A 21,811-nucleotide genomic window follows, 5' to 3' on the forward strand; every position below is an offset into this window, starting at 1 on the left:
ATTTTATTTTTTTACTGCAACTATGAGTCCAGTGGACCAGTTCATTTTTGTTATTATAATATCTTTTCTTTCTTCTAAAACACCAACCAATTCAGCTGCTTTATCCTCATGCCCTTCGGGCCAATTGGGTTGTTTTTGCATATCGTCGATGATGTAATAGCCTCCTTTGTTCAACAAACCAATGGTCAAATCCAAATGACTGTATTTTCCTGGCCATGCATCGGCAAAAATCAGGTCGAATTGAGGGCCTTTATAGGTTTCCAACCAATCAGCGCCATCGTCACAAACAAGTTGTAATCTCTTTTCCTCCTCACCAAAAAACATTTTAGCCACTTGAATCAATTCAGCGTCATTATCAACGCTTATCATTTTGGAATCTGCATCCATACCATCCAACAACCATGAAAGTGAGAGCCCTATACCCGTGCCCAATTCCAGAAAATTGCCAGCTGGTTTAGATGCCGCCATAGTTTTCAAAAATGCACCTACATAAATATCCGAGGGCATGGTAAAACCCATTTCCTCTGATTTGGCAAGCAACGCATTGTATTGCTTTGGCTGGTTTAAAATGATTGACTGATCCATTTATTTTAATCTGATATCGGCCACAGAAGCTCCCGTTGGAATCATTGGAAATACATTATCCTCTTTTTCCACCTTCACTTCCAAGAAATAAGGGTCCTTAGATGCCATCATTTCTTCTACTGCATCTTTAAGTTCGGAACGCTCCACTACCCTTCTTGACTTAATATGGTAACCTTCTGCTATTTTCACAAAGTCTGGATTGGTCATTACCGTTGAGGCGTATCGGCGCTCGAAGAACAGTTCTTGCCACTGACGCACCATACCCAAATGTTCGTTGTTCAAAACCACAATTTTCACAGGGACATTGTGCTGGAAAATTACTCCAAGCTCCTGAATGGTCATTTGATACCCACCATCTCCAATGATAGCAACCACTTCACGGTCCATAGCTCCCATTTTGGCCCCAATGGCCGCAGGAAGTCCAAAGCCCATAGTTCCCAAACCACCTGAAGTAATATTACTTTTGGATTGTTTGAATTTGGCATATCTACAAGCAATCATTTGATGCTGACCTACATCGGACACCATCACCGCTTTATGACCTGATGCTTCATTGATTTGTTCAATCACCTCTCCCATGGTCAAACCTTCTTTGGTAGGGTAAATGTCATTTTTGATCAAGGTATCATATTCAATTTGATACTTCGCTTCAAATTCTGCTACCCAATCTGGATGTGAATTTTCATTGATCAATGGCAAAAGCATACCCAAGGTTTCTTTGGAATTACCTAAAACCGCAACTTCCGCCTTTACATTTTTGTTGATTTCAGCAGGATCAATTTCAAAATGAATGACTTTGGCCTGCTTCGCATAGGTTTCCAGATTTCCGGTCACCCTGTCATCAAATCGCATTCCAATAGCAATGAGAACATCACATTCGTTGGTGAGGATGTTTGGACCGTAATTCCCATGCATTCCCACCATACCCATATTTAGAGGGTGCTCTGTATCCATTGCCGAAAGTCCCAGTATGGTCCAAGCTGCTGGTATTCCCGCTTTTTCGACCAATGCTTTTAATTCTTCTTCGGCCTTTCCCAAAATAACACCTTGCCCAAATACGACATAAGGTTTCTTGGCATTGTTTATCAGTTCGGCCGCTTTTTCAATGGCAGAAGTGTTGGGCTCAGGTACAGGTTTATAACTTCTTACTGCGGTACATTTTTCATAGGAAAAGTCCAATTCATCGAACTGGGCATTTTTGGTAATGTCTATCAAAACGGGACCTGGTCTACCAGACTTGGCAATATAGAATGCCTTCGCCATAATCTCTGGTATCTCTTCTACTCTAGTAATTTGATAGTTCCATTTGGTCACAGGGGTTGAAATCCCAACGATATCCGTTTCTTGAAACGCATCGGAACCCAACAGGCTTCTGGTTACCTGCCCTGTGATACACACCATAGGTGTGGAATCAATTTGAGCATCGGCAATACCCGTTACCAAATTAGTTGCCCCGGGACCTGAAGTGGCCATGGCCACCCCTACTTTACCTGTGACACGCGCATAGCCTTGTGCCGCGTGTGTGGCACCTTGCTCGTGACGGGTTAAAATATGGGTCAATTTATCTTGGAACTTATACAGCTCATCATACACTGGCATAATGGCTCCCCCGGGATATCCATAAATCAAATCAACACCTTCCGCCAACAAACAGTGAATGATGGCCTCTGCACCAGATATCCTCATGGTAGTTTCTTTTTTCTTTTTTTCTTTTTTTGTCTTCAATGTTTCCATAAACCCAATGTTTAAAGAATTTCAACCGTATTCAGTGATTTAGAACGCATCGGTCACACAACCTTTTGCGGCTGATGAAACGGTTCTAGCATATTTGTACAAGCTTCCTGATTTGATTTTCAGTTCAGGCTGCTTCCATTCTTTTCTTCTTTGTTCCAATTCTTCGTCAGAAATGTTGATGTTGATGGTATTCTTTACTGCATCAATGGTGATTTCATCCCCGTCTTTTACTAAGGCAATTCCACCACCTACTTGCGCTTCGGGCGACACGTGTCCTACCACAAATCCATGGGAACCTCCAGAGAATCTTCCGTCGGTAATCAAAGCAACGTCTTTACCCAATCCTGCACCCATAATGGCAGAGGTTGGTTTCAACATTTCAGGCATTCCAGGCGCTCCTTTTGGGCCTTCATAGCGAATAACCACCACATCACCCTTTTGCACTTTTCCATTATGGATTCCCTCATTTACTGCGGTTTCGCTGTCAAAAACACGGGCGGTTCCTGTAAATTCAAGACCTTCTTTCCCTGTGATTTTAGCTACTGCACCTTCCGTCGCCAAGTTTCCATATAAAATTCGTATATGACCTGTTTCCTTGATTGGGTAATCCACCGATTTGATGATTTCTTGTCCCTCTTCCAAATCTGGGGCATCCAATAAGTTCTCGGCAATGGTTTTACCGGTTACCGTCATACAATCACCGTGAAGCATGCCTTTTTTCAACATATATTTTAAAACTGCTGGCACCCCACCTACTTTATGCAAGTCCTCCATTAAGAACTTTCCACTTGGTTTTAGGTCAGCCAACAAAGGTGTCGTATCACTAATTCTTGAAATATCTTCCAAGGTAAAATCCACTTCAGCAGCATGGGCAATGGCCATAAAATGCAATACCGCATTGGTTGAACCACCCAATACCGTTACCAAACGAAATGCATTTTCCAATGCTTTTTTGGTGACAATGTCTTTAGGTTTCAAATCCACCTCTAATAAATGTCTCAAGGCTTCACCTGCTGCTTCACAATCTCCTGCCTTGGCTTCGTTCACTGCAGGAATGGAGGAATTAAAGGGCATGGACATTCCCATTGCCTCAATAGCTGAGGCCATGGTGTTGGCCGTGTACATTCCGCCACAAGCTCCCGCGCCTGGACATGCTTTGTGAATCACTTCCTTAAATTCGGTTTCGTCTATGGTTCCCGCTACTTTTTGACCGTAGGCCTCAAAAGCGGAAATAATATCCAATTTTTTATTGTTGTGACACCCTGGAGCAATGGTTCCTCCGTACACTAAAATGGATGGACGGTTCAAACGCAATTGCGCCATCAATGCACCTGGCATGTTTTTATCGCAACCGACCACAGTGACCAAACCATCATAACTCATCGCTTGGATAACGGTTTCAATGGAATCGGCAATAATATCCCTTGAAGGCAAAGAGTAACGCATTCCCGGTGTTCCATTGGAAATACCGTCGCTGACCCCAATGGTGTTAAAAATGAGCCCAACTAAATTGGAAGACTCTACGCCTTTTTTTACATCCAACGCTAAATTGTTCAAGTGCATGTTACAAGGGTTACCCTCGTAACCTGTACTTGCAATTCCAATTAGGGGTTTTTGTAAATCTTCATCTGTCAATCCAATCGCGTGCAACATAGCTTGTGCAGCTGGCAGCGTTGGGTTTTGGGTCACATTCTTACTAAACTTGTTCAATTCCATTATCAAATTTCCTTCAAATAGGGTATTCTGCTGAATTTTATATTGTATTTCAAAGATAGATGTTTAAAAAGCCTTAGATTTTTAACAGTTTAAGGTGATTTAAATCCACTTGAATCTTAAAACATTTAATTTGCTGTTTTTCAGTTAATTATGTTAATTCAAAATCCAATATTCAATTATTTTTCTTTATAAAAAAAAGGGCCTGTACCACAATTGATACAGGCCCTTTTTGTCTATAACAAGTCTGTATCAGTCCATTTCTGGGATACTAATGACTACGTTATCGACTAGGTTTTTTCTTTTCATGATTCAATACTACAAAATTAATTTGATCAATAATGTTATATCGAGCCAGAATTTTTCGATGCTGCTTGCTTTATGAAAATAACTGACACTCTTCTTCATCATCATCTTCATCTTCCATTTTGTCCAATTGTTCGATTTTATAAATGGGTAAATTGTCCTTTCGATGAAAACTAATTGGAAATGGAACGATGGAAGCAATTAAAAGAAAGCACAAGAGCGTTAAAAAGCGTAGAAGCTTTTTTAATTTCATTGTAACTGGATTTAATGTGGAAAATACCTTCCTTTATGAAGGTGTTAGAACTCAATAACCAGACTTAATAAAGTCTAGGCACATTTCATCCAATTACACTTTTGTTGAATTATATCGTTTAAGACAATATTAAGAAGATTTGATTTGTATTGTAAAAGGGATTCTATTTGGATTTTTAAACCTACCTCGTTTTTAGTGCAACTTTCTGCTAGTAGATTCAATGCACTACTTATTCTAGAGCAGGAATTTTGGGCTATTTGGTGAAACGTTGCTTTTTGCGCAGTATCAAAATTAATATCATTATAAGTGATATTTATGGTTTGATATAGAAGTTCAGTACTAGCTGTTTCCGTTATAGACGTAGTAACGGGAACATAATCTAAAGAGGTGGTTATATGCACCACCAACAAAAGACCAGCAATCAGTTGAAATAAACCCCTATTAAAGTTCATGTAATAAATTTACAACAACTTATTTATCAACACCTAAAAATCACAGTCTTAATTCAAAATACATTTACTAAGAAAGCTTTCCAATCACATTTTTAAGTTTTTGCCGTATTTCCTGAGCCACAGAACCCAACTTAACATTTTTAACCGATATCATTGAAGCAACAGGGTCCACGGCAGCCACTTCAATGTCACCCTTATCATTTTCTAAAACCACTACGTTACAAGGTAAAAAGAGTCCGATTTTTTCCTCTTGCGTCAATGCTTCATAGGCATATGGCGGATTACAAGCACCTAGGATTCTGTACTTTTTAAAATCCACCCCTAATTTATTCTTTAGGGTTTCGTTGATGTTAATTTCGGTTAGGACTCCAAAACCCTCGTTTTTCAGTTCGAGCGTTACTTTTTCAATAGCTTTCTCGAAATTCTTTTCCTTTAAAACCGTATTGTAGTAATAGCTCATAAGTTTTTTTACTTTGGGTTATTAATCAGTGATGTTTAATACCTATAAGATAAGCAACTTTTTACAGGTTCTCGCCCTATTTGAGAAGATTTTAGGACCACCAACAATCCCTTTACAACTTTTATCCTCACTTTTTTACACGAGTACGGTAAACGGCAAAAGTGCCTATGGTCGAAATCAATGAAAACAATACGAAAAACGCACTAAGCCCATATACACTGAAAAAGCTTTTTAGCTTTGGTTCAAAATCTTCACCCACTAAGATTACTTCGACCGAATCGCCAATAAAATAACGCTGTGGTCTGGTTGAATGCTTTGACCTAAATTGAGTAATACCCTTGTTGGGAGAACGGTATTCTATGATTGGAGCATGCATACCGTCAATATTGGATACGCTTTTTACCACAGTACCATTTACAACTGGATTTTTGGTGATTTGATGAATGGCATATCCTAATGAAACCACAGATAAAATAGCCGTTAGAATGGTTAACGATAAAACAATGACAAAATGTGTTTTGGGTTCTGGATTCCAATTCCACCTCCAGTTCCATTGAAAAACCCGCATCCTACAATTCTTCTACGAGTTGAATTAGATTGCCACAAGTGTCGTTCAATACCGCATACTTTACGGTTCCCATTTCGGTGGGTTTTACACTGAACTCGACCCCCATTTTAATGAGCCGTTCATATTCGGAAGTAACATCCTGCACGTCAAATTGTGTCCATGGAATACCAGCTTCCAGCAAAGCTTCTTGATACTTCTTGGTTGGTTCAAAATGATTAGGTGCGGGCTCCAATAATAATTCGGGGCCCTCTTGCCGATCTTTGGAAACTAAAGTCAACCATCTGTTACCGCCACCGACGGGTTCATCCTTCTTTTTTAGAAAACCCAGTTTTTGAGTATAAAATTGCAATGCCTTTTCTTGATCAAGAACTGGAATACTGATTAGGGTTACTTTCATCTTCTTTGATTTTAGGTTACCGACGCAAATCAAGAAAGCTTAAACCGGAAATGCTCCCCCGATTTTTTCTGTGCCAAAACGTTTATGGAATCTTCGGACAATTGGAAAATTCTAGGATAGCCCCCGGTAGTCTGACCATCTTTCATCAAAATGATCATTCGTCCTGCAGGGGTCAATTGCACGGTACCCGGTAAAGTGCCCGAGGTCAACATGGAATGTTCATGGCCCTTGATCAACTCTGCAATTTGATAGGCCATTCGGTTGTTCTCTTTGGATAAGGAATAGGTTTTGGTGAAAATCTCCGTGAGTTGGGCATCGGTGAGCAATTCAAACTCTGGTCCTTTAAAAACGGTAAGAACATCTTTTTCAAAATGGTCTTCAATTTTTACTTCTGATATAATAGGCTTAAAAGATGCGGATTCCTTGTACTTTACCTCATCACCATCCTTAAGCCTGGCCGATTTGGTGACAGGGACAAATTGCGACCTACTCCCCAATACCTTATCATTTTGAAAGCCGCCTTTTATTGCCAAATAGCCCCTAAAACCTTTCTCTAATCTACCGTAAGACAGAATATCTCCTTTACCCACCTGTATAACACGATAATTTTCAATGGGTTGATTGTTCAAGGTCGCTAAAATATGAGCTCCTGAAAGACAAATAAAGGAGGGCGCATCGAACTGAAGCGTAGGCCCCGTCATGGTGATTTCCAATACCGCGTCATTCTCTTCATTTTCGAGCAACATATTGGCCTTTTTTACAGACTCAACATCCATGGCGCCCGAAATCGGGACGCCCACATCGCGATAGCCGAAACGACCCAAATCTTGAATGGTCAAATAAAAACCGGATTTAAGTACTTTAAGCATTCAAAACAACTTTTTCGGGTTTATAAATTCCTACCTCCCCCTCTATCTTGTGCAAATCGTATTCAGCTTTAGAAATACTTTCAAATCTAATTTTGTCTCCTACCTTCACAAAACAGGGCAATTTTTCCTTTGGATTGAACAGTTGCACCGGACAGTTTCCGATAATATTCCATCCGCCGGGGGAATCTTGGGGATAAATACCCGTTTGCTTTCCTGCCAACCCAACTGAACCTTTGGTTACCCGTAGTCTTGGTTCTGCCCTTCGTGGAATTTCCAAACTGGAAGGCAATCCTCCCAAATACATAAATCCCGGTAAAAAACCGATGCCGTACACCACATATTCATGGGAGGTGTGTTGCTCAATCAGTTCTTCTACAGAAAGTTGCAAAGTTTTGGCCGCTTCCTCAATATCAATCCCGAATTCGATATCATAACATACTGGAATGGTCCACAAATGTTGGGTTCGTTGAACTTTTGAATCCTCTAGCTTTGCATAACAATCCAAAATAATCGTTTTGATCTTTTCAAAATCAATATGATCCTGATTGTACACCATGGTCAGGGAATTGTAGGCTACGGACATTTCCCAACCTTCAATTTTTAGTGCTTTGAACACATCCATAAAGTCAAGGATGTTTGTTAAAATGGACTCACTTACTTTATTGGGCCATTCAATTAAAACAGCTCGTTCTCCAAAAGGTTTGATGTTGATGGGGTATGTATTCACTTTTCTATGTGCACTTGGTTTCGGGGTAATTCTTCAGAAATATACGTTAATATTTCCAATGCAGCGGCTGTATCGCCATGCACACAAAGGGTTTGTGCGGAAATTTCAACAAATTCGTTATTCATGGCCTTTACTTTCCCTTGCTTAATCATTGGTAAGATATGCTGAAGCACTTGTTCTGGGTTTTGAATGAGAGCGTTTTGCTCTTTTCTGGATACCAAACTTAAGTCAGCATTGTAATTCCTGTCTGCAAAGGCTTCGTGCGCTATTTTAAATTCCATTTCCAGCGCCAATTGCGCTACCACAGACTTGAAAGGCACGTAGAGCAATGCTTTATTCTTATATGCTTGAATGGCTTTCAGATAAACTTTGGCCAGTTTTTCATCTTTTGCGGTCTGATTGTATAGAGCTCCGTGGGCCTTAATATGATGCAATGATATTTGCTGTTGCTTAAGGACTTCATCGAAAGTTGCAAGTTGGGTTTGTATACTTTGTTCAAGTTCTTCTTTAGAAATATCCATGACTTCCCTTCCAAAGTTGGCCTTATCGGGATATGATGGGTGGGCTCCCACCTTTATTCCATGTTTTGCTGCCAATTGAGCCACTTGCATCATGGTTTTAAGAGATCCCGCATGGCCCCCACATGCAATATTGCAGGAGCTGATGAAAGGAAAAAGGTCAGCTTCATTGCCAACGCCCTCGCCTACATCACAATTAATATCTATGAAATATTCATTCATTTAGAACAATCCTATTACTTTAAAGATACTTTTTGCTCCCAAAAAAATAGCAAAGGCAACAATGGCAAATCCCAAAATATTTTGGAGCAGATTATTCTTGTTATCTCCCATTACGGATTTTTTGTTCACCACCCATAATAATAAGGATGCCATGATGGGAAGTAAAATCCCATTGGCAATTTGTGCAAACTGTATTACTTGAATGGGTTTAATGTCAAAAGAAAGAAAAACTACGCCGCAAAGCACCACCAATAGCCAAACGAGTTTAAACTTGATATTTTGCATGCCTCCCTCCCATCCAAAACTGCTACTGGCTACAAATGCCGCTGCCAATGGAGCGGTAATGGCGGAGGTTATTCCCGCGGCCAAAAGTCCGGTTGCCATAAAATAAACGGCCATTTTGCCAAATAAGGGCTCCAACGCAACGGCCATATCCAAAGCATTGTCAATATCTGAAATAGGAGCTGCAGAAGCGGTGATCAATATGGCCATAGAGACCAAACCACCCAGTCCTATGGATAAAATGGTGTCCCAATTCAATGAGTTTAAATCATCTTTGGATTTCCATTTTTCCTTCACCAAAGAGGCGTGCAAGAACAAATTATAGGGCACCACGGTTGTTCCCACCAAAGCAATTACGGTGAATAAACTTCCATCGGGTAAATGTGGTACGAACATGCCTTTGAAAATTCCAACTATGGAAGGCTGTGTAATAATGGCACAAATAACAAAGCTCACCCCCATAATACCCACTAATGCAACGAATATCTTTTCCAAAATTTTATAGGTACTAAACCATAAAAGAAAGAATATAATGAGTCCTATAAATAAAGGAAGAAAGGGTTTTAAGGTTTGTTGTGGAATCAACTGCTCCATGCCAAGAGTGGCTCCACCAATATTTCCGGCTTCATAGGCTGCATTTCCCACCAAAATTGCTCCAAAAACAATGGCAATCACCAAGTTTCGGATTCCTTTGGACCGTACTTGGTCCTTTACCACGTCAACAAGCCCACTTTGCGTTACCAAGCCAATCCTGCCAGCCATACCCTGCAATACAATGGTAGCGATGACAGAGACCAATAAGGCCCAAATTAAACTGTAGCCAAATCGTACACCGGCAAGCGTACACATGGTCAAAGTACCTGGTCCAACAAAGGCCGCTGCAACCAATACTCCCGGTCCAATTTTTTTAAACATGGTCTAGTTGGTTTTGGTGGTTGAAGTTATAAGGTTATCCTAACAAATCATGCATTTCATCCAAAAAAATGCCGTTCGTCTAAAAGTGGGGTGTTTTACATCGAATTTTTATACGATTTTAAAAATCTCAAAGTTATAATAGTCCCAAATCATACTTGACCTTAAACTTGACTAAGACCTATGACGTGTAAGGATTGCGATAAAAGCATTGGACCCCAACAAAGTAAGGAATCCATAGAGGCTTTAGGAGTACAGCTATGCGAAAGACATACTCGATTGATAAAAAGAGTTATTCTAGATAACAATACCCCGATTGAAGCCATTCAATTGTTTTATGCCCTAAAAGAAGCTGGAGCTCATCCAATGTTAGAGTGGTGGGACGGGAAAAAATCTGTAGATATTGCAATTTCACGTGTAAAATTAAATATTGAAATCGACAAGGATTACAATATGATTACCCATGAACAGGCCATTAATGATTTGGAAGATGCCATGCACTCTTTTAAAAATGGTTTTACCACCATTAGGATTCCGCATTTGGCCATTAAATATTATTTGGAAGAAACCGTAACCAATATCCTTGGGATTGTATCTGGCTTAAAAGCCAATATTAAGGCTATCTAGTTACAAAACTGAATGCTGTCGTCCATTTTGGTCTCCTTATATTCCAAAATATTGATGACAATGGTATCCTCCCCGATATTTTCTAAATCGTTGATATAATTTTTGCCCTTGTACTCAAAATATTGGGTATCGCCAGGGTTCAATTTTACCATATCTATTTTACCATTTCCGTATCTGGTCAAGGCCAAACCACCTGTAGTGCAAACCCACCCATAATTTCTGTTCTGTCTTCTAAACGGAATTCTTTGCCCTGGCAACAAATATATATCCCAGAGCCGTACAAAATCATTTTCAAAAACCAGATTGTTACTTAAGGATTCTGAAATTTCCTGATGCATTAACTCATCAATCTTCTCCTGTTCCCACGGGTCAAAATTGCCAACAGGGTTCAATTCTACACATTGCATGCCTACTATTTTTAAAAAGAAGGGCAAAAATACACCCTAATCAACTCATAAAGAGACTTATAAACTAGGTTTAACTAAAATTTTATATACTTTTTCGATAAAATGCCCTCAATTATTGATTCATTGCTTAAAACATTTCCTTTTTGAGGAAATTCTAAATAAAACCACCTCCATTAGCTTGACTTACAATTTTTTATCTAATTTGGATCAACTCAATTCACCAACCCGCCCAAAATGAAAAAAATCATCCTCGGTCTTTTGGCCATTGTTCTTGTTCTAGTTGCGATTCTTGTGGTAAACACCATGTCTCTAACTTCTCGACAAGTGGAACCGGATTCCCTTAAGGCCATGGACTTCCCTTCAAATGCCTTTCAGAACTTGTCAAAAGCCATTCAACACAAAACCATTTCCTTTAGTGAAGAGGCCATTCCAGATTCGACGGCTTTTAACGGATTTCATCTTTTTTTGGCGGAAACCTATCCCCTTTTGCATGAAAACCTATCCTTAGAAAAAATAAGTGAGTATAGTTTATTGTACACATGGAAAGGCAAGGATCCTTCCAAAAAACCTATTATTTTAATGTCTCATCAAGATGTGGTGCCTGTAGACCAACCCACCTTGGCCGATTGGGAGGCAGGTCCATTTGATGGCACTATAACCGATTCCCATATTATTGGCCGCGGCACTCTGGACGACAAAAGTTCTTTGATGGCGCTAATGGAGTCTGTAGAGCAATTGTTGGAAGAATCGTTTCAACCGAACCAAACCATTTACCTGGCATTTGGACACGATGAAGAATTGGGTGGTGAGCATGGAGCCAAAAAAATTGCGGCTTATTTAAAAGAGAAAGGAATACATGCTGCCATGGCTCTGGATGAAGGTGGATTTTTAGCAGAAAATATGGTTCCTGGTTTTGATAAAACCGTTGCCATGGTCAATTTGGCCGAAAAAGGATATGCTTCTTACAACCTTATTGTGGAAACCAGGGGAGGTCATAGTTCGGCACCGCCAGAAGACAACACCATTGGCATGTTGGCCAAAGCCATTGTTGCCCTTGAGAATAACCAAAGACCTTATAAATTGGTAAAACCGTTGGATTATCAATTTGAATATATGGGAGCTGAAATGCCTTTTTTCAAAAAAATGGCGTTTGCCAATCCTTGGTTGTTTAAAGCTCCTGTATTAAAAGCATTGAATGCACATACCACAACAGCGCCAACCATTATTGAAGGTGGTGTAAAAGATAATGTGATTCCTACCCTTGCCAAGGCCACCATAAATTTTAGAATTTTGCCCGGTGAAACTGTTGAATCCGTAAAAACCCACATTCAAGAAACCATTGGTAACGACATTAGAGTGGAGTTGGCTGGTTTTGCCACAGACCCCTCACCTGTTTCTGGAATCGAATCCAAAGCATTCCAAAACTTGGAGAAAACAATCCGTTCTGTTTTTCCAGATGCCGCAGTGGTGCCTGGGCTTATTGGAGGAGGAACCGATGCCCGTTACTTTTACAATGTTGCGGATGATGTGTATCGATTTTATCCCATTCGAATAAGCCCTGAAAGTTTCACCCGTTTTCATGGTATCGATGAAAAAATAAGTAAAGAAAATTACAAAGAGATGGTGGAATTCAGTTACCATTTGATTCAGAGATTCAATGAATGAATTTGATTTACACATCAAGATCAACCTTTAAATGATACAGTTCTTTAGAAAAATACGTCGAAGCCTACTGGCTGAAGGAAAAACAGGCAAGTACCTTAAGTATGCCCTTGGTGAAATTATACTTGTAGTAATTGGAATCATCATTGCCCTACAAATCAATAATTGGAATGAAGAACGCAAAACAAACCAAAAGCAAATTGTATTCTTAAAAGAATTCAAAGTTTCCATAGAAAACGACCTGCGTAATTACGATTTACAATATGGTCCTCGATTATTAAGAAAAAAAAGTGGACTGGATAGTTTGATGACCTACATTCATAATAAAAATGAAATTAGTGACAGCCTCTTTATAAAATTTTACAAACAACTAGGCCAAGGCATAAGGTTGGGGTATGACAATGGCCCTTATGAAGCGCTTAAATCTTCTGGGTTGGACTTTATTAAAAATGACTCCCTAAGAACTGCCATTAATCGCACCTATACCGTTTTACCATTTTTTCAGTTTTTTTCGCATTCCATGGAAGATGAATATGACTCAAGAATAGCTGATTTGGAATATAAAATTCTTGATCATAAGCCTATTCTCAATAAAGACGGCACTAAGGCAATAGATTTTAAACTAAAAGTAACTAACATTATGAGCAATCAAGACTTTCTATGGATTTATGATTTGGAACAGCAAAAGTACTATACCTATATATTTCGCATGGGACAAATGAAGACTGCTTTGCTTGATTTAAAAGAAAAAATCGAAATTGAATTAACCAAATAAGAAATGATTCTTATTCATTTAAGACATAATGTCAATAGCCTTTTTAACTGTATGGAAGCGAAACTACTGTCATGGTAGAGCATTCAACCGAACCAGCACTCACGGTCCAGGCTTTGGTATTGAATAGCCTCAGGAATACACTCTAAAGCGTAATTATAACTAACCAATTAAGGCTTTTGCAAGCCCCTTGGATAAAATCAAAAAAAATAAATAATTCAGTAACTTAATAAGTAAGATTTAGTTACTTAAATCAAGTTTTGCATATGAAAAATAGACTCTTTATTACCCTGATACTTGCACTAAGTGTTACCGGTGCTATTGCGAGTAACCCTAAAAACGGTAAAATGGAAACTCCAAATGATTCGTTAAGACTAGCGGAACTAAATAACTTTTGGGCTGAGGTTTCGAGAACTGTAAATGAGGGAGACTACGAAGGCTATAAAGCCACCTACCATGAAGATGCGGTTGTTGTATTTACAACTGGTGAAAACAAAGGATCTGTATCTATTGCAAAGGCACTACAAAACTGGAAGCAAGGTTTCATAGACACCAAAACAGGAAAAACACGGAATAGTGTGGAATTCCGTTTCTCACAGCGGATAGGTGACGAAACTACCGCACATGAAACAGGAATTTTTGCCTTCCAATCCAGCAATGGGACTGGTAACGCCAATCAAAAACAATTCATACATTTTAATGCTCTATTAATAAAACGAGATAACGCTTGGTTGTTGGTCATGGAATATCAGAAATCCAAAGCAACAGAAGAAGAGTGGAACTTATTGGAATAATCTTTTAACCCGATGGAAAAGGACAACTTACATTAAATGGGTTGTGATCTTATAGTAAACTTCGGAATACCATAAATTGATACATAAACGCCTATAAAGCATAAAAAAAGTGAAATAGCCATTTATCACCCCAACCAGCCTTCTCTGTCTAGACTCCGGTATTGGATAGCTTCTGAAATGTGATTTTCATTCACCTGTTCTGAATTTTCCAAGTCGGCGATGGTACGAGCCACTTTTAAAATTCTATCGTAGGCCCTAGCGGAAAGATTCAAGCGTTCCATGGCATTTTTTAAAAGTGTCTTGGAAGCATCTTGTAATTTGCAGTATTCCCGTATATGCCTTGTTCCCATTTGAGCATTGTAATGGACTTGATGTAAATCACCAAATCTCTTGGTTTGTATTTCTCGTGCAGCTTCCACCCTTTTTCGAATGGCAACACTGTGCTCTCCCTTACGTTCATCGGAAAGTTTATCGAATGGAACTGGGGTCACTTCAATATGAATGTCAATTCTATCCAACAAAGGACCCGAAATCTTTCCTAAATACCGTTGCATTTCCGCAGGTGAAGAAGTTACGGGAGCATCGGGGTCGTTAAAATACCCACCCGGACTTGGATTCATGCTGGCCACCAACATAAAACTACTTGGATAGGTAACCGTGTACTGAGCTCTCGCAATGGTCACCTCCCTATCTTCAATGGGTTGCCGCATGACTTCCAAAACCCTACGTTCAAATTCGGGAAGTTCATCCAAAAACAAAACGCCATTGTGTGATAATGAAATCTCACCCGGCTGTGGATAGCTTCCGCCACCCACAAGAGCCGCGCTGCTTATGGTATGATGCGGACTTCTAAAAGGTCGCTGGCTCATTAATCCTTTATTTTTTACCTTGCCCACTACGCTGTGTATTTTAGTGGTTTCCAAAGCTTCATGAAGCGTCATTGGAGGTAAAATGGAAGGTAACCGTTTCGCCAACATGGTCTTTCCTGCCCCAGGCGGTCCTATTAAAATGATATTGTGCCCTCCCGCCGCTGCAATTTCCATACATCGCTTAATGCCTTCTTGGCCTTTTACATCGGCAAAATCAAAATCGGGCGCGTTCAGGTGTTCATAAAATTCTTCACGCGTATTAACCTTTGTTTGCTCCAAAGGAGTGCCCACATCGAAGAAATCGATTACCTCTTTAATATTATCCACACCATAGACTTTCAATCCATCCACAATAGCCGCCTCACTGGCATTTTCTTTAGGTAGGATGAACCCCGTAAACCCCTCCTCCCGTGCTTTGATGGCAATAGGCAATGCTCCTTTAATGGGCTGTAGGCTTCCATCCAACGACAATTCGCCCATGATGAGATACTCTTGAATGTTTTCGGAATTAATTTGATTCGATGCGGCTAAAATCCCCAAGGCCAAGGTCAAATCATAGGCAGAACCTTCCTTTCGTAGATCGGCAGGAGCCATATTAATGGTGATTTTCTTGCCTGGAATTCTGTAGCCGTTGTTTTGCAGGGCCGCAGCAATACGATAGTTGCTCTCTTTAATGGCATTATCGGGCAATCCCACCAAATGATACCCAATTCCTTTATCGATATTAACTTCCACTACAATGGTGGTCGCTTCGATACCAAACACAGCACTGCCATAAACTTTGATTAGCATATAGATGTTTCTCGTTAATTACGAGCAAAAAATAGCTAATCTAAGGTTGAAAAATCCTAAGGTTTGATGAATGCCCTAGTTTGAGTTGACGAAAGGCCTTTCTGAATTAACGTAGGTGAATATTACTTGGTGAAGATGAGAATAGATTCTGCTTTTTCCTCAATTTCTGTCTTGTTCATCATCATTTTACGGAACTCCCCATTCACATACATTTGAGCCTGGTCCTTATAATGTTTACTCAATGGATTTCCTGATTGTCCTGTCGGTAATATGCTGATGCTATTTTCCACATCTGAAAAATCAATGATTCGACGAGTGGAAGGCCCAACATTCACCTTGTAGAATCCTGAATCATCATACGGAAAGGTGAGGTTATTGATTACTTCGCGGGTTCCTTCTACAGGGAATGGCCCTACATTAAAGTATTTTCTTAAAGCGTCAACCTGTCCAAACGGATGTTGATGTTCCAAAGTGTGTACCTTGTCCCAAGTCCATTCGCTTGGATCAGGACCTAAATCCTCAACCAAAGATTCCCAAGCATCGGCAAAAGATTTCATCACAATATCGTGGCGTGTTTCTATTGTGTCTTTGGTGTGCACATTGTCCCACCAAACGCCATCAACATTCTTGGCACCCCAACCAATCTGTCTTTTAAATAGATGGGTGGATAAAAATTGTTTGAACATTTCCTCTCCCATTTCATCCTCCATGGTGTTTTTCACCATAAAATACTCGCATCTGTGGTAGAGTGTTGGACTCGTGCTGGTCAATTTGTATTCGCCGTTCCAATTTTTAAGTGAATCCACCAATACCAATTGCTCGGAATTCAAGCGGGAAACATCAAAATATTTAATAAGTTCGGTTACTACTTGGGTATTGACTGTTGATGTCACATCCAGAATCATTTTAGAAACATCTTCTTTATCCCATTTCTCTTTGCCTTCCAACAGTTGCACAATACGCTTTGCCCTATTCTCAGGGAGATAATATCCTGGGTAGACCATTCCCGCGATGGTATCGGGTTGATTATTGGCAGAATACACATAGTTCCATGGTGGATTGGTTGCACTTGGGTTCTCTGAAAAATCCAAATAACGTAAAGGCTCCTCTTTTCCCGAAGTACCATCCAAAATAAACTTGGTAGAAAGGCTATCGGGCATTTGATACAATTGGGCGGTAGCCCACCAAGCGACATTCCCTTCGGCATCCCCGTACATGATATTGAGCCCTGGAGCATGAATTTTAGGTAAGCATTCCTTAAACTCCTCTATATTTTTGGCGTGACTGATTCCATGCAAAGCATGCAACACCTGATTTTTGGGTTTGGTGTATATCCAAGACATGGCTACGGGCCGCTCCCCCGATATTTGGTCGGCGATAGTATTTAAAACAGGACCGTGATGCGTTTTTTTGTAAGAGAACGAAATAGCTTCACCATCTTTCACTTTGATGGTCTTGTTCACATACTGATAATTTTTCCAGCCTTCTGCGGTTTTATACTTTGTACTATCTGATGGGTGGGTTTCTTCGTAATAGAAATCGATGTCATCATTTTCAAACATCGTCATTCCGTAAGCTAAATTTCTATCGTGACCCAATAATGGGAACGGCACTCCAGCCAAATGATACCCGTATTTTTCATAATTGGGTGTATTGATATGGGCTTCATACCAAACAGATGGTTGTGCGAAGCCAATATGGGGGTCGTTGGCGAAAATTACTTTTCCACTTTTGGTCTTTTCTGGCGCAATCACCCAACTATTGCTTCCTTCAAATTGTGGAATGGGCAGTTTGTCGAGTGCAGCCATTACTGTGGCCGATATTTGAGAACCTAAAGTATCGGTTTCAATCCCCTTATAATTTTTAATCCAAACGGTAGAGGTGTCGGAATCAATCGCTAAATCATTAAGATAGGCTTCTCCCAACTTATCTCGCATACTGGTCAATAAGGGGTCGGTTTTATGCGCCATGGCAAAACTAAAGGCCATATACCCTACGGAGTTGTACACATCTTCAAGTGTAAAGGGTTCTTTATCGATACCGGTCAAATAAAACTCAACCGGTGTTGGACCCTTCTTGATAAATTCGTTGACACCATCCAAATAGGCCTGTACCAATTGCAACACATCGCTATTGGGGTTTAAATCTTTTAAAGTTTCTTTAGTATGCTCATCAATGCCCAGCGACAAGAAAAACTTATCCGTTTTTACAAAATCTTCGCCGAAAACCTCGGAAATTCTTCCTTTTCCAACCCTTCGCAACAGTTCCATTTGCCATAGGCGGTCCTGTGCATGCACATAGCCCAATGCCTTTAGGGCATCTTCCTCATTATCAGCATAAATATGTGGAATTCCGTAGGGATCAAAATACGTAGTCACCTCACTTTGGAGGCCTGAAAGTGATTTTTTTCCTGAATAATCGGGCTTAAGGCCATTTAAAAATATGGCAACCCCAATAAGAGCCAGTATAAGTAATGCCAGTAGGCCAAACAGTACTTTTTTTACAGTTTTCACAGAGATTCGGTTTCGTAAATTGATTCAACCGAAGTTATGATTATTTTATCACAAGGCTGAAAAAGAATGTTATGAATTTATTTGTTCATGGAAAGTTGATGTTTCCCTAACCCAGACTTAAGCCATGCTTCATAGGTCTCAACATCCACGTACTGAACGGCATCATTCAACACCTCCATATTGGGTGATAAGAGTACATAATATGGTTGGGAGGCCGCATTGAAATTGATGGTCTGGAAGGTTCCCCATTTTTGTCCAACCGTCTCAATGGATTTAATCCTACCTGAATCGTACTTGAAATCAAACTTTTCTGCTTCTGGTAATTTCTTACGGTCATCCACGTAAAGCGAAATCAGGATATATTCTTCTTTTAAAAGCTGGTACACACTTGGGTCGCTCCACACGTTTTCCTCCATCTTTCTGCAGTTTACGCATGCCCAACCAGTGAAATCCAATAAAATTGGTTTGTTCACTTCTTTTGCATGGGCAACTCCTTCTTCAAAGTCCTTAAAACAATCCAATCCCAATGGACAATCGCTTTCAGTTTCCGCCACACTGTAAAAGCTTGGGGGCGGGAATCCGCTCAACAATTTTAATGAGGTCACATTGAAAAGCCCTAGCACCAAATAAACAGAAAAGGCAAAACTCACCAATCCAAACACCTTTCTGGTTCCTGAAAGTTTCTTTTTGGGTCCATCATGTGGAAATCTAAATATTCCAAAAAGGTATAAGGTGGTTAAAATGAAAAGCACGATCCAAATTCCCAAGAAAATTTCTCTTTTAAGGAAACCCCAATTCCCTACCAAATCTGCATTGGAAAGGAATTTAAAGGCCAAGGCCAATTCCAAAAAACCAAGAACCACTTTTACGGTAGTCATCCAACCTCCAGATTTAGGCAATGAATTTAACCAAGCCGGGAACATCGCAAATAAGGCAAAAGGCAAGGCTAAGGCCAATCCAAAGCCCACCATGCCAGCTGTTAGGTTGGTTGCCACATTACCTTCAGCCAAGGTGGTACTTCCCAACAATCCGCCCAAAATGGGTCCAGTACAGGAAAAGGAAACAATCGCCAAGGTCAATGCCATAAAAAAGATGCCCATACCACCTCCGACTTTAGAAGAAGCCGCATCCATTTTATTGGCCCAAGAGCTCGGCAAAGTCAATTCGTAATAGCCAAAAAACGAGAAGGCAAAGAATACAAAAATCAAAAAGAAGAACACATTGAGCCACACGTTGGTCGCAATAGTGTTCAATATTTGGGAATCCACCGAATTAAATAAATGGAACGGCAGGCTTAATAAAAAATAAATCAAAACGATAAAAAATCCATAGAGCAATGCATCCCGTATTCCCTTGGATTTATTCTGGGTTCTTTTGGTAAAAAAGGACACCGTCAACGGAATCATCGGGAACACGCAAGGCGTCAACAAGGCAATCAATCCGCCTAAAAACCCAAGTCCGATGATTATCCAAAGGTTGGCACTCCCCTCTTTACTTGAAATTCCACCTTGGTTTAACAGCTCTTTGTTCTTTAAATCCAGTTTTAGTGATTCACCCAGGGCAACACTCTTTTCATCCAAGGTTTTATTTTCAGCCACAAAAGTGCCTCCATCCAAGGAAACCTCAAACAGATGGTCCTTAGGAATGCAAACCTCTTTACAGATCTGATAAAACAGGTTGACAGAAATTTGACGCACTTCAGGATTGAGCAACTTGATTTTTTGGGAGAAAATGGCCTCTTTTTTAAAGAAGGTTTCATCCACTTCGAAAATATCGCTGTACTCGGTAATGGTTTCACTCTCGGTGGTTTTCCCCACCAATTCGTAATCCTCGCCTGCTTTTTCAAAAGTAAATTCGCTGGGCAAAGAGCCTCCTTCGGCCGTGTATTGGGAGTACACATGCCACCCCTCCATAATTTTGCCTTTAAAGACCAATTCATATTCGGTATCTGAAATCTTGTTGACTTCATGACTCCACAATGCAGGTTCGGCTTCGGTTTGTGCGAAACTCAAATTAAAAAAGAACAATCCTAAAACGAGTACAAATATTCTCATGTAAGCTGGGTAATCTTAATTATTTCTTGGGTTGAATCCTCAACCTTAAAACGTTCATCGGCTCTTTTGCCCACTACCCAAACAATCTGATTGTTTGAGCAGAGCAGCCATTGTTTTTCTTTGGAAATCAGGTCGAATTTCTCATCTTTAAAAAACTTGGATAGCTTTTTTTTGCCCTTCATTCCAAAAGGATAAAAATAGTCGCCTTTTTGCCAATTCCTTAACACCAAAGGGAAGTTTAACTTTTCCTTATCCAGAAAAACCACATTTTTACCCTGATTTTCAATGGATTTCACGTTCTCCATTTTTAAATTGATGGGTAAGGTAGTTTGTGGTTTATCTTTTTGAATGTAATATGATTTAGTGTCTTTAGTTTCTAATTTAGACAACAGAAGATTCTCCCTGTCCTTAAGCAGTCTATGGGTTTTGGACAACACTTGCTTGCCACTCATGGCATAGAGTAGATTTTTTACATCCTCCCATGCTGTAAAACCATATTCTTGAAACAGTCCGTATAAATACGCCTCCAATGGTTTCAGTTCCAACAATGACTCAATCTGAATATTGAATTGGTCTCCTTTTTTCTGAAAAAGCCCATCCTTTACTTTTGATAGATGATTTTGGACCAAAGCACTCGTCTGCTGCAAATGGTTTTGAGTAGTCAAAAAGTTTTGAAGCATGGTCGGATGCAACTTCATGAATTCAGGAACAATTTCATGTCGGATTTTGTTCCGAAGGTATTTGCTTTCTGCATTGCTGCTATCTTCCCGCCAACTTATGTTGTTGGTCTGGGCGTATGCCAAAATTTCTTCCCGTGAAAATCCCAATAAAGGTCTGACCACTTGTCCGTTCACTTCTGGAATTCCTGAAAGTCCTTCGATTCCTGTGCCTCTTGACAAGTTGATGATAAAGGTCTCCAAACTATCATCCGCATGGTGCGCGGTCAAAATAAAGTCAAAGTCTTCAGCCTGCAATACTTCTGCAAACCATTGATAGCGCAGTTCGCGAGCGGCCATTTGTACGGACATTGGTTGGTCAACTGCATACTGTTCGGTCGCAAAGTGTTCCACAAAGACCTTAATCCCCAAAGATGTCCCTAATTTTTTTACAAAATTTTCATCTCCATCACTTTCTTCTCCTCGCAGGTTAAAATTGCAATGGGCAAGAGCAATTTCCATTTTATTGGCAACACACAAATGGGCTAAAACCACACTATCAATGCCCCCACTGCAAGCTACCAGTAGTTTTTTTTCCTTAAGGAAAGGTAAGTTGTTGTTGATATGGTTTTTAAATTGTGGGAACATGCCGCGAATTTACGAAATA

General features: G+C 40.0%; 20 protein-coding genes. 4 read left to right on the top strand and 16 right to left on the bottom strand.

Going from position 1 to position 21,811, the window contains the following annotated elements:
• Nucleotides 1-3: 3 nt before the first annotated feature.
• The 11 genes from ABT310_RS14370 to ABT310_RS14420 all read right to left on the bottom strand — a co-directional run bounded on the left by ABT310_RS14370 (nucleotide 4) and on the right by ABT310_RS14420 (nucleotide 10,001).
• Entirely contained in the window at nucleotides 4-585 is a 582-nt protein-coding gene (locus ABT310_RS14370) for an O-methyltransferase (protein ID WP_375324583.1), read from the bottom strand.
• Nucleotides 586-2,319, bottom strand: a complete 1,734-nt coding sequence (gene ilvB / locus ABT310_RS14375) for a biosynthetic-type acetolactate synthase large subunit (protein ID WP_375324584.1) — start codon at nucleotides 2,317-2,319, stop codon at nucleotides 586-588. It lies immediately after the preceding gene.
• A 39-nt stretch (nucleotides 2,320-2,358) separates the two neighbouring features.
• Nucleotides 2,359-4,035, bottom strand: coding sequence for a dihydroxy-acid dehydratase (gene ilvD / locus ABT310_RS14380; RefSeq protein WP_375324585.1), 1,677 nt, complete (start codon nucleotides 4,033-4,035; stop codon nucleotides 2,359-2,361).
• A 376-nt stretch (nucleotides 4,036-4,411) separates the two neighbouring features.
• Entirely contained in the window at nucleotides 4,412-4,591 is a 180-nt protein-coding gene (locus tag ABT310_RS14385; RefSeq protein ID WP_375324586.1) for a hypothetical protein, read from the bottom strand.
• A 519-nt stretch (nucleotides 4,592-5,110) separates the two neighbouring features.
• The gene (locus tag ABT310_RS14390) at nucleotides 5,111-5,503 is read right to left on the bottom strand and encodes a DUF302 domain-containing protein (RefSeq protein ID WP_375324587.1); all 393 of its coding nucleotides are present in this window, start codon (nucleotides 5,501-5,503) and stop codon (nucleotides 5,111-5,113) included.
• Nucleotides 5,504-5,630: 127 nt separating this feature from the next.
• Nucleotides 5,631-6,071: a hypothetical protein gene (locus ABT310_RS14395; RefSeq protein ID WP_375324588.1), complete on the bottom strand. Its 441-nt coding sequence runs from the start codon at nucleotides 6,069-6,071 to the stop codon at nucleotides 5,631-5,633.
• Between the two features lies 1 nt (nucleotide 6,072).
• Nucleotides 6,073-6,468, bottom strand: a complete 396-nt coding sequence (locus ABT310_RS14400; RefSeq protein WP_375324589.1) for a VOC family protein — start codon at nucleotides 6,466-6,468, stop codon at nucleotides 6,073-6,075.
• A gap of 29 nt (nucleotides 6,469-6,497) precedes the next feature.
• The gene (locus ABT310_RS14405; protein WP_375324590.1) at nucleotides 6,498-7,337 is read right to left on the bottom strand and encodes a biotin-dependent carboxyltransferase family protein; all 840 of its coding nucleotides are present in this window, start codon (nucleotides 7,335-7,337) and stop codon (nucleotides 6,498-6,500) included.
• A complete protein-coding gene (gene pxpB / locus ABT310_RS14410) occupies nucleotides 7,330-8,064 on the bottom strand; it encodes a 5-oxoprolinase subunit PxpB (protein WP_375324591.1) in 735 nt (244 codons plus the stop codon). The genes ABT310_RS14405 and pxpB overlap by 8 nt, the downstream gene beginning before the upstream one ends.
• Nucleotides 8,061-8,804 carry a 5-oxoprolinase subunit PxpA gene (gene pxpA / locus ABT310_RS14415; RefSeq protein ID WP_375324592.1) on the bottom strand — a complete coding sequence of 248 codons (744 nt, stop codon included), beginning with the start codon at nucleotides 8,802-8,804 and terminating at the stop codon, nucleotides 8,061-8,063. The genes pxpB and pxpA overlap by 4 nt, the downstream gene beginning before the upstream one ends.
• Nucleotides 8,805-10,001, bottom strand: coding sequence for an Nramp family divalent metal transporter (locus tag ABT310_RS14420; protein ID WP_375324593.1), 1,197 nt, complete (start codon nucleotides 9,999-10,001; stop codon nucleotides 8,805-8,807).
• A gap of 180 nt (nucleotides 10,002-10,181) precedes the next feature.
• Between ABT310_RS14420 and ABT310_RS14425 the strand changes: the two genes are divergently transcribed.
• Complete coding sequence (locus tag ABT310_RS14425) at nucleotides 10,182-10,625, top strand: hypothetical protein (RefSeq protein ID WP_375324594.1); 444 nt, start codon at nucleotides 10,182-10,184, stop codon at nucleotides 10,623-10,625.
• Here the strand turns inward: ABT310_RS14425 and ABT310_RS14430 are convergent.
• The gene (locus ABT310_RS14430) at nucleotides 10,622-11,032 is read right to left on the bottom strand and encodes a hypothetical protein (RefSeq protein ID WP_375324595.1); all 411 of its coding nucleotides are present in this window, start codon (nucleotides 11,030-11,032) and stop codon (nucleotides 10,622-10,624) included. The genes ABT310_RS14425 and ABT310_RS14430 overlap by 4 nt on opposite strands.
• A gap of 234 nt (nucleotides 11,033-11,266) precedes the next feature.
• On the opposite strand from ABT310_RS14430, the gene ABT310_RS14435 reads away from it, so the two are divergent.
• The 3 genes from ABT310_RS14435 to ABT310_RS14445 all read left to right on the top strand — a co-directional run bounded on the left by ABT310_RS14435 (nucleotide 11,267) and on the right by ABT310_RS14445 (nucleotide 14,260).
• The gene (locus ABT310_RS14435; protein ID WP_375324596.1) at nucleotides 11,267-12,697 is read left to right on the top strand and encodes a M20 family peptidase; all 1,431 of its coding nucleotides are present in this window, start codon (nucleotides 11,267-11,269) and stop codon (nucleotides 12,695-12,697) included.
• A 31-nt stretch (nucleotides 12,698-12,728) separates the two neighbouring features.
• Nucleotides 12,729-13,469: a DUF6090 family protein gene (locus ABT310_RS14440; protein ID WP_375324597.1), complete on the top strand. Its 741-nt coding sequence runs from the start codon at nucleotides 12,729-12,731 to the stop codon at nucleotides 13,467-13,469.
• Nucleotides 13,470-13,732: 263 nt separating this feature from the next.
• Complete coding sequence (locus tag ABT310_RS14445) at nucleotides 13,733-14,260, top strand: DUF4440 domain-containing protein (protein WP_375324598.1); 528 nt, start codon at nucleotides 13,733-13,735, stop codon at nucleotides 14,258-14,260.
• A 125-nt stretch (nucleotides 14,261-14,385) separates the two neighbouring features.
• Here ABT310_RS14445 and ABT310_RS14450 read toward each other — a convergent pair whose 3' ends face one another.
• The 4 genes from ABT310_RS14450 to tilS form a co-directional block, all read right to left on the bottom strand.
• On the bottom strand, nucleotides 14,386-15,921 hold the full coding sequence (locus ABT310_RS14450; RefSeq protein ID WP_375324599.1) for a YifB family Mg chelatase-like AAA ATPase: 1,536 nt from the start codon (nucleotides 15,919-15,921) through the stop codon (nucleotides 14,386-14,388).
• Between the two features lie 122 nt (nucleotides 15,922-16,043).
• The gene (locus ABT310_RS14455; protein ID WP_375324600.1) at nucleotides 16,044-18,434 is read right to left on the bottom strand and encodes a penicillin acylase family protein; all 2,391 of its coding nucleotides are present in this window, start codon (nucleotides 18,432-18,434) and stop codon (nucleotides 16,044-16,046) included.
• Nucleotides 18,435-18,511: 77 nt separating this feature from the next.
• Nucleotides 18,512-20,488 carry a protein-disulfide reductase DsbD family protein gene (locus ABT310_RS14460; RefSeq protein WP_375324601.1) on the bottom strand — a complete coding sequence of 659 codons (1,977 nt, stop codon included), beginning with the start codon at nucleotides 20,486-20,488 and terminating at the stop codon, nucleotides 18,512-18,514.
• Nucleotides 20,485-21,792: a tRNA lysidine(34) synthetase TilS gene (gene tilS / locus ABT310_RS14465; RefSeq protein WP_375324602.1), complete on the bottom strand. Its 1,308-nt coding sequence runs from the start codon at nucleotides 21,790-21,792 to the stop codon at nucleotides 20,485-20,487. Before tilS ends, ABT310_RS14460 begins: the two co-directional genes overlap by 4 nt.
• Between the last annotated feature and the right edge of the window lie 19 nt (nucleotides 21,793-21,811).

Source organism: Flagellimonas cixiensis (assembly GCF_042134615.1).
Classification (GTDB): Bacteria; Bacteroidota; Bacteroidia; order Flavobacteriales; family Flavobacteriaceae; genus Flagellimonas; species Flagellimonas cixiensis.